The following is an 8,099-nucleotide window of genomic DNA, read 5'->3' as shown; positions in this document are numbered from 1 at the left end:
AAGTACAGCTTTTAAATATAGAATAAGATATTTAGAAAAAAATAAATATAAATATATTGAAAAATCTAAAATAGCTTATGAAAATTCTATAGAAGCATACGAAAAAATTTATAAAGAAGTTTTAGAAAATAGTCTAATAGGGGATGAAAGAGAAAATATTATTGGGAAAAGTGATAAAAAATTTAATGTTATTAGTGATGATAAGCCAAGTTCAGTAAGAAATGATGTAACAGGAAACTGGAGATTAACGCGAATTGCTACAACAGAAGATATATTGGAATATATCAGAAGTTATTACATAACTAAATTTATAGATGAAGAAGAAATACATGCAATAGTTAATTTTACATTAAATACAACTACGCAAGTAAGTAAACTATTTGAAAATATAATATGTGTTACAATATATGATTATGTTGAAAAAGAGGAACTTGATGCTAAAAGGCTATTTGGAGGAACTATTTTAGGTGAATATTGGATTTATTTAGATAATGGAGATATTGAGGTAATTTATTAATATTACTTATTTGATTATTTAAATGAAAGATGATTATGAAATTATTAAATAAAATGTACCCTATAGAGGAGACATGATAAAAAAGAGAGTTAGGAATTTAAAGTGGACCCTATGTCAAGGACATTTTAAAAAAGAGAGTTAAGAATTTAAAAGCTGATTTCTGTATTTAACAGGAGTCAGCTTTTTTAAGTTCCACTGACAACGATCGTTGTTATAATAGTCAATATAATCATCAATGACTAATTGTATCTCATCTAAACTAGAGCAAGATTTATAATTAATTTCAGCTTTCATATGTCCAAAAAATGATTCTTGAGGTGCATTATCCCAACAATTTCCGCGTCTGGACATGGATTGTCCTAGTTTTTTAGATTTCAAAAGTTTTTGAAATGTCGGGCTTGTATAATGACTACCTTGATCTGAATGGATAAAGGCATCTTTAGTAAGTTTTACATTAGGATTGTCTATTAATTTATGTATTGTATTTGTAACGATATCTAAAGTTATTCTATTTGATAAATTATAAGCTAATATTTCATTCGTTGATGCATTTTTGATGGTCGATAAATAAGCCATATTAGAATTTGAATACTGTAAATATGTGATATCTGTAAGTAATACCTTACCTGGTATCTCTTGTTTGAAATTCCTATTAAGCAAATTCGGAACGACAGTATGTTCCTTTGTAGCTTTAGCTATACGTTTATAAGGATTAGGCTTTCTGATTGGACAAATTATATTAAACTTTCTCATTATCCTTTGTATACGCTTCCTACTATAGGTAATATCATATTTTTCCTTCAATATCATTTTAATAGATCTTGAACCTTTTTTATAACCTCTATAGTTAAAAGCTTTCAAAACATTATTTTTGATTATTTCATCTTGCATTTCACGATTTTTGCGATTATTCTTAGATTTCAAATAGTTATAATAACCGGAGCGTGAAACGCCTGCTATATTACATAACTGTTTAATTACCTTATCTAAAGATAGTTTCTTCGCTATAGATTCTATTAGTGTAAATGCTTGCGCTGCTACTAATTTACCTTTTTTCACCTGCCTTTCTAGCAGCTCTAATTTTTTTAGTAATTCTACCTCAGCTTTTAAATATTCAATTTCAGAATTTTGTTTTGCAATTAGTTCATCTTTAGTAATTTTACGCTGACGCGGACGCCCACTATTATTCCTTCTAGTATCATCTAATCCTAATATTCCGTTATCCTTATATGCTTTTCTCCATCTTGCACCTGCACAATCTACACGACGTATACCAAGAATATCTACATCAAATCCAGCTTCTTCAAAAATAACCCTTGAAATTTTTCCTTTATTATATTCAGAAATAAAATGTATCTTAAATTCATTAGTATATGTTATTGCTTTATCACTTACTTTAAGCACATATTTATTCTTTGATAACTTATCCATTTCATCATTTGAGAATCTTATTTTACTCATAATTAATTCACCTCATAAAATTATTGTACAAAAAAAGAACCTATATAGATAGACTCTCTTTTATACGTGTCTATCTTATAGGTTCCATTTTAGTAATATCACTTCTTTTATTATTATATAAGTATTTAGATGTATAAAAATAATTAAGTAGTATTTTTAAATGAAAATTAGTCTAGGGATTTAGGAAAAGTCTTCTGATAAGTTAGTATTTTACTTGTTAGAAGGCTTTTTATTATTATATGGTAAAAATAAATTTCGTTTAAAATATATTTACAAAAATTATTTTTACTGATATATTTTTATTATAAAATATATAAATAGATATACAAGGAGAAATTATGAAAAATATAAAGTCTGTTATGGATATAATTTTTGCTGAATATAATAATTTTTTTGAAGCTGAAAAAAAAATAGCTGATTATATAATAGATAATAAAGAGAATGTAATTGAAATGACGATTTCGGAGCTAGCAAATGCAGCTGGGTCTAGTGAGGCAACAGTAACAAGATTTTGTAAAAAGTGCAATATGAAAGGCTTTCATCATTTAAAATTAACATTAGCACAAGAAATGGTGGATTCTAAACAAGAAAAAATCACTATTTCAGGTAGCGTAAGTGAAGAAAATATTAAAGAGTCTCTTAATAATATTTTAGCTAATAAAGTTGAAGAATTAAAACAAACAATTTCTATGATTAATGAAAAAGAATTAAAAGAAATATTAGATATATTAAAAAAAGCCAGAATAGTCCAATTTGTAGCAGTTGGAAATACAATTCCCATAGCGTTAGATGGCTGCTATAAATTAAATCAAATTGGAATTCCAGCAGTTACTAATACAATTTGGGAAACTCAAATTGCATATACATATAATTTATCAAAAGAAGATGTTGTTATAGTTATTTCTAATTCAGGAGCATCTAAGAGATTAATTGATGTTATAGAAATTGCTACAGAAAAGGAAGCTACTACAATTGCTATAACAAATAGCGATAATTCACCACTAGCAAAAATATGTAAGTATCATATTAGAACTTCCACTAGGGAGAAATTATTTTTATCTGAATATTATTTTTCAAGAATTTCAGCTATGACTGTAATAGAAATATTATATCTTTTCTTAACTGTAGGAAAAGAGGATGTTTATAGTAATATAAGCAGACATGCACAAGTTATTGCAGATGAAAAAGTATAACGGTTTATAAAATTGGTAAGGAGAGTGTGTGGTTTGAAGAAGAAATGTGCAAAAGAGGCTTTAAAATATATTAAGGAAGGATCTGTTATAGGACTTGGAGGTGGAGCTACTATAGCTTATCTTGTTTCTTATATTAAAGAAGCAGGGTTAGATGTATCAATTGTTACACCATCATTTCAAACAGAAAAACTTTGTATTGAAAATGGATTAAAGGTAGTAGCAACTTGGGCTATAGATTCAATTTCTGTAGCATTTGATGGGTGTGATGAAGTAGATGAAAATTTAACTGCTTTAAAAAGTGGTGGAGGAATCCATACAAAAGAAAAAATAATAGCAAATATGGCTGAGGATTATATATTACTTGTGGATGAAAGCAAAGTTGTTAAAAATTTAGAATTTAATCATTCAGTTGTTTTAGAAATAATACCTGAAAGCAAATCTGCAGTTGAAAAAGCAGTAAAAAAATTAGGGGGATATCCTAAATTAAGAACAAGTAATTCAAAAGATGGGATTACAATTAGTGATCATGGATTATTCCTTATGGATGTTAAATTTAATAAAGAAGATATTAAAGATATTTCTAAGCTAAATAATTCTCTAAAAAGAATAATAGGAGTTGTAGAGACTTCATTATTTTATAATATAGTAACAAAAGCATTAGTAGTTGGAGAAAATGGAGTAAAAATAATAGAAAGAAAAAGGGATGATATATAAAATGAAGGAAAAATTTAAAGTATTAAGTAATGGAATTAAAATGCCTTCTATTGGATTTGGAACATATAAATCTGGAAGTGATGAAGAAACTGCAAAAATTATAAAGTATGCACTGCAAACTGGATATAGACAAATTGATACAGCTTCTTTTTATGGAAATGAAGTTGGTATTGGAAATGGTATAAAAGAAAGTGGAGTAAATAGGGAAGAGATATTTTTAGTAACTAAGCTGTGGAATGATGATCATGGATATGATAATACAATTAGAGCATTTAATAAATCATTAGAAAGATTACAAGTTGATTATATTGATTTATATCTTATACATTGGCCAAATAAGTTAAATTTAGAAACTTGGAAAGCATTTGAGTATCTTTATAAAACAGGAAAGGTAAAATCAATTGGAGTTTGTAATTTTAAAATAGGTCATCTAGAAGAATTAAAGAAGAGTGCTGATATTATTCCAATGGTAAATCAAGTAGAAGTACATCCTCAAAGTTCTAAAAGTGATATGTTGAGTTACTGTGAAGAAAATAATATTCAGCTTGTTGCATGGAGTCCAATAATGAGGGGGAGATTATTTTCTAATGAATTAATAATAGGTTTATCTGAAAAATATAAAAAAACTATAGCTCAAATAATATTGAGATGGCATATTCAAAGAGGAGTAATCCCTATACCTAAGTCATCAAATGAGGAAAGAATAAAAGAAAATTTAGGAATTTTTGATTTTAAACTTTCTGTTGAAGATATGGATATTATTAATTCATTAAATGATGGAGATGATGTATCAGTAAGTGGAGTACCTGAAAATAGTACATATCTTGATTTTAAATAAATTATAAAAAAGTAATTTTAGTAGATAAGTTATAAATATTATAATTGCCTTATTAATAATTACTACAGTAACTTTGCAGGTTGCAATAGATTAACAGTAAATCAAGAAACCTTAGATCCTATTATAATAGGAGAAGTATCCGAAAATGCAGGAGAAGGTGTACATGCCTGTTAAATATGCAATGATAAATGAATATATTATTATTTATGATTAACAAATTAGCATTTATATTTAAAAAGTATAGGTGCTAATTTTTAATTTATAATTATTAAAATAATAAGTTTATATATTTATTACATATAATATTTAGAAAAAGTAAAAAAATAATGAGGTAATGCATGGATAATATTAATAAGATGTTAAATGCTATGAATGGTGAATGTAGTTCTATGAGCTGGACTACAGAAGATAATAAACATCTATGGGGGAGAAACTTTGATTTTAATTGTATTCCTGAAGAAAGTAAAATAATATATATTCCTAAAGATAAGATTTATTATGGATGCGGGACAAGAGTAGAAAATAACCTAGTTGAAAAAACAAAAACTGTATCAAAGTATGCAGCAGTTGGAACAGGAATAAGTATTATGCAATCTACACCAATTTTATATGAGGGAATCAATGAAAAAGGGGTAATGGGTGGGCAGTTAGCTTATCGTTGCTTTGCTAAATATAGTGATAAAAAAGATAAAGGTACAATAGCTATACAACCACCATTTCTTGTTACATATCTTTTAACAAGATGTAAAAGTGTAGATGAAGTTATTGATATGCTTGAAAATAAAATTACCTTAATTAATATACCTATACTTGGACAAGTACCATCAATTCATTGGATATTTTCAGATAAAACAGGTGAAGCTGTTATTATTGAGCCAGATGAAACAGGAGTAAGTATTTATCGTAATTCCATGGGAGTTATGACTAATAGTCCAAGCTATTTTTGGCATTGCTTGAATTTATTAAATTACTTTAATATTAGAAATTTAGATTATGATAATTTAGATATTAATGGAGAAAAGTTAAATAAGTGTTTTTCGGGAGATGGTGCAATTGGACTTCTAGGAGATTGTTTTTCTACATCAAGGTTTATACGATTATCATTTTTGAAAAAGTATGCTGTTAAAGGCATAGATGAAGAGGATGGTGTTAGTAATATTATTCATTTATTCAACAATGTTGCAGTGCCTCTTGGCTTAGTTGAATTAGTAGGGAAAAATAATATAATTGAGTATGGAGAATGTTTAGAACGGTATGAGTATACAATTTACACAGCTGTAATGTGTGCTGAATCACTTAGATTTTATTGGGTAACATATGAAAATCAAATAGTTCAATGTGTAGATTTAAATGATTTATTAGATGTTAACAATTATGTTGAATATGATCTTAATAGGACTCCAGATTTTAAGTATATTACTAAGGAGTAGCTTTGCTTCCATTCAGTAGGGCGTTCAACTAACAGTTTATTTCCAGTGACAAGCAGTAATTTGGTAATTAATTGGTCGTTGAATATGCTACTTATAGAATAATAATTAAAATCTAATATATGAAAGCAGTTACAATATTATGTGCATATTATAATTACAATACAATTTTGGAATATTTTTTTTAATAAATAATTATCTAGTGATTCTAATCATGATATAGAGAGGAGATAAATTTATAAATAGAGTTATATTATAAAAAATTATTAAATAAAATATATTTGAAACAATAAATAAGGGGTATCTATGGTCAAAAAAGTTTTCTTTGGTAATTATAAGGGAGGAGTTGGCAAAACAACAACAGTATTTGAGATAGGAGCATTATTAGCTGAGATGCATCAAAAAAAGGTATTGCTAGTTGATTTAGATCCTCAATGCTCATTAAGTAAAGTGTGCAGTAAAACAAGTGATATTAAGTTAGAAAATATCAATGTTGAAGAAACATTAAATTTTGCTATAGAGTTATACAGTGAGTATTTAAAGGAAGCTAGTAAGATTGAAATATTAGAGGGACAAGTTAAAACAAGATATTTATCTATAAATAATATGGTTAAACGTATAAACAAATATTCTAATAGTGGAGGAAGATTAGAATATATTCCAACAGTTTTAAATATAAAAAATAGTAGATTAAATGATATTGCAGAAAAAATGGCAAAGAATACAATCACTATACTTTCTATTTCGAAAATTATGGAAGATATATGTAAAGAAAATAACTATGATTATATACTTTTTGATTGTCCACCAAATAGTAACATAATAACACAAGGAGTGTATCTTTACAGTGATTATTATCTTATTCCTACAATTTTAGATGAGATTAGTTGTGATGGTGTTGCAGACTATATATCTGAAGTTCAGGGAACTTACTTAAAATATGTTTATGATAATAATATAGGTGGAATAACAATTAAAAAATACTTTGGTAAAAGACCAGAGTTGATAGGAGTTCTAATAACTATGTTAAAAACAAGTAGTACATCAATAAGTAATGAGGAATTATTAACGAATTTAGATTTAATTATTAGTAGAGTATTAGAAAATAATAAATCTCTAGTTACGGATTCCCAGTATGTTGCTACAAATAAAAAGCATATATTTGATGTTTCAATAAGGCATTTAAACAATAGATCAAATCCTCAGAATTATGGAGTACCAATTACCGTTAATAATGGAGATATTCACTCAGAATATAAGGAAATAGCAAATATATTAAATAAAATTATATAGGTGAAATATGAAAAAGAAGGATTTAGAAATAATTCAATATATATTCAATCAATATATAGATTTATATGATAAAAAGGATATGTTTAATAGTAAATATTTTAAGTTTAAAAAAGAAGATGCATTATATGTACTAAATAATATAGATAAAGATATAGAAGCTAATGATAATATAAAAAAAACTAAGGAGAAAAAAACAGTAGAGTTATCTGATAATATCGCTAGTATAAAAACAGAAGAAGAAGTTGAAAAATATTATTTAACCAATTTAATATATAAACATGATGATGAAAATAGTAAGAAAAAGATATTAAAGCATATTTCAGTAGCAGAGATAAAATACTTATATAAAATACTTTATAAAACTGAATGTAAAGGTAGAGCAAATAAAGTTAAGATATTAGAAGGAATTGAAAAGTATTTTGAAAATAAAAATAGGGCTTTATACTTAAAGGGGTTGTAACTTTAAATAAACTATTGCTATTTCAATATAATAGCAATAATTTATTGTATTTAGAATACCACAGGTTCGACCTGTGGTTCCGGAAAGCTTCTAGCGGTGAGTAGAAATAAAAAAACCTCCGTTGTAAAATTATAGTAGGTTTGCCGACCACAACTATAATACAAGGAGGTATCCAATATGGATAATAGTAGTTTAG

The 8,099-nt window shown here is 26.5% G+C and carries 8 protein-coding genes; 7 read left to right on the top strand and 1 reads right to left on the bottom strand.

The genetic code is table 11. From position 1 onward, the window contains the following. Positions 1 to 517 (top strand): hypothetical protein (locus I4V51_RS20065; RefSeq protein WP_195990215.1); only part of this gene is annotated, 517 nt, incomplete at its 5' end. Between the two features lie 138 nt (positions 518 to 655). Here I4V51_RS20065 and I4V51_RS20060 read toward each other — a convergent pair. After that, positions 656 to 1,978, bottom strand: coding sequence for an IS3 family transposase (locus tag I4V51_RS20060; protein WP_195990214.1), 1,323 nt, complete (start codon positions 1,976 to 1,978; stop codon positions 656 to 658). 338 nt (positions 1,979 to 2,316) lie between these two features. On the opposite strand from I4V51_RS20060, the gene I4V51_RS20055 reads away from it, so the two are divergent. The 6 genes from I4V51_RS20055 to I4V51_RS20030 all read left to right on the top strand — a co-directional run bounded on the left by I4V51_RS20055 (position 2,317) and on the right by I4V51_RS20030 (position 7,903). After that, on the top strand, positions 2,317 to 3,171 hold the full coding sequence (locus tag I4V51_RS20055) for a MurR/RpiR family transcriptional regulator (RefSeq protein WP_195990213.1): 855 nt from the start codon (positions 2,317 to 2,319) through the stop codon (positions 3,169 to 3,171). Between the two features lie 24 nt (positions 3,172 to 3,195). Beyond that, a complete protein-coding gene (gene rpiA, locus I4V51_RS20050; protein WP_195990212.1) occupies positions 3,196 to 3,885 on the top strand; it encodes a ribose 5-phosphate isomerase A in 690 nt (229 codons plus the stop codon). Between the two features lies 1 nt (position 3,886). Next, entirely contained in the window at positions 3,887 to 4,723 is an 837-nt protein-coding gene (locus tag I4V51_RS20045; protein ID WP_279325462.1) for an aldo/keto reductase, read from the top strand. Between the two features lie 338 nt (positions 4,724 to 5,061). After that, a complete protein-coding gene (locus I4V51_RS20040) occupies positions 5,062 to 6,153 on the top strand; it encodes a linear amide C-N hydrolase (protein WP_195990210.1) in 1,092 nt (363 codons plus the stop codon). A 303-nt stretch (positions 6,154 to 6,456) separates the two neighbouring features. Next, positions 6,457 to 7,443, top strand: coding sequence for a ParA family protein (locus I4V51_RS20035; RefSeq protein WP_195990209.1), 987 nt, complete (start codon positions 6,457 to 6,459; stop codon positions 7,441 to 7,443). 7 nt (positions 7,444 to 7,450) lie between these two features. Beyond that, positions 7,451 to 7,903, top strand: a complete 453-nt coding sequence (locus tag I4V51_RS20030) for a hypothetical protein (RefSeq protein WP_195990208.1) — start codon at positions 7,451 to 7,453, stop codon at positions 7,901 to 7,903. Positions 7,904 to 8,099: the final 196 nt, after the last annotated feature.

The organism is Clostridium sp. D53t1_180928_C8 (assembly GCF_015667795.1).
In the GTDB taxonomy this organism is placed as follows: Bacteria; Bacillota; Clostridia; order Clostridiales; family Clostridiaceae; genus Clostridium.
Note: the sequence above shows the minus strand (reverse complement) of the source record. Positions and strands in the feature narration are given on the sequence as shown.